The organism is Caballeronia sp. LZ008 (assembly GCF_031451435.1).
Classification (GTDB): Bacteria; Pseudomonadota; Gammaproteobacteria; order Burkholderiales; family Burkholderiaceae; genus Caballeronia; species Caballeronia zhejiangensis.
Genome location: NZ_JARUXK010000022.1, coordinates 1 through 1,343 on the forward strand (window position 1 = coordinate 1; position 1,343 = coordinate 1,343).

Annotated in this window: 1 protein-coding gene; it reads right to left on the reverse strand. The window is 59.5% G+C overall.

The window, feature by feature from the left end; translation table 11 throughout:
• Positions 1 to 142: 142 nt before the first annotated feature.
• Positions 143 to 1,249, reverse strand: a complete 1,107-nt coding sequence (locus QCE49_RS33550) for an IS5 family transposase (protein WP_250460802.1) — start codon at positions 1,247 to 1,249, stop codon at positions 143 to 145.
• Positions 1,250 to 1,343: the final 94 nt, after the last annotated feature.

Here is a 1,343-nt window from a genome sequence, read left to right on the forward strand (position 1 = left end):
CTAGCAGGCTGTTGAAATATCCCCTTGTGAACGCGCGCTCGCTTATTCGGAAGAGCTGGCGCGATGCAGTGTTCCGAATGAATTGACGCCGACATCCTTGATTCAGGTGCTGCCGATGCCGCTTTCCTTCTCGCTTACGCTTTCAAGCTGCCCGAGCAGCAAGGGTTCGCATGCGGGTCAAGTTGTACGCGGCCTGAGTCAGCAGAAAAAGCTGGTCGATTCGCCTCAGACCTCGATACATCGCCTGCCGAATCCCGCCAACGGTCTTGCCCCACCCAAACACCTGCTCGATGCGTTTGCGTTTGCACTGACTGATTGCGTAGCCGGGCCATCGCGTCGTTCGAGCGTCAATCGCGGAACCGCCCGCGCGTGCATCGTTTTGCGCTACATGCGGTGTCACATTGTTCGCGCGGCACGTTGCCACGAAGCCGGCCGTGTCGTAGTTCTTGTCAGCACCGACCGTAATGGACGCACCGGCAAATCGCGCAGCATCTGCAAGCATCTCTGCGGCCGCATCCCGCTCGGCGGTGCCGTTGGCCTGTGTGACCTGTGCGTTCACTACGAGGCCGTGCCGGTTATCGGTCAGCACGTGGCCCATGTAGCAAAGCACCGCGCCCGTGCCACGGCTCTTGCGGAACAGTCGGGCCTGATTGTCCGTGCTGGATTCATGGGTGTCGTTGCTGCGCTTCTCGCCGCGCCAGTTTTCCTGAGAGCCGGCGCCGCCGTCAGGCGGCGAGTCGTCATCCGGCTTCGTCTTAGGCACAAAGCTCTTGTGTCCCGCCCAAGCCTGAATGAGCGTGCCGTCGACGCTGAAATGCTCGCCCGACAGGTGCCCGCGCACGCGCGCCGTCTCGACCGTCTCGTTGAACAGACTGACAATGACATCATGGACTATCAGCCGGTCGCGGTTCTTGCTGAAGGTGGAGTGGTCCCAAACCGCATCGTCCATTGCCAGTCCAACGAACCATCGAAACAACATGTTGTAGGAGATTTGCTCCATCAACATGCGTTCGCTTCGAATCGAATACAGCACTTGCAACAGCAGGGCGCGAATCAGCTTCTCTGGCGCAATGCTCGGACGACCGCCCCTCGCATCGCTCTCGTACATGCGCGAAAAGACCGTATCCATGCGGGCGAGCGCCTCGTTCAGCCACAAGCGAATCGGTCGCAGCGGATGATTGGCCGGAACGAAGTCGTCCAGCTTGGACATCGTGAACATCGATTCGGTGTAGCCGTCCGCTCCGCGCATCGTTTCGGTCTCAGTGTCGTTCGATTCCTTGAATCAACGTTTCTCCCTTGCGCACGGATGACCCACGCAGAGGGTATTTCAACAGCCTGCTAGA

What these genes read in the sequence shown, in the direction of transcription:
- QCE49_RS33550 (WP_250460802.1), bottom strand. Translation starts at nt 1,249, where the DNA reads ATGCGCGGAGCGGACGGCTACACCGAATCGATGTTCACGATGTCCAAG.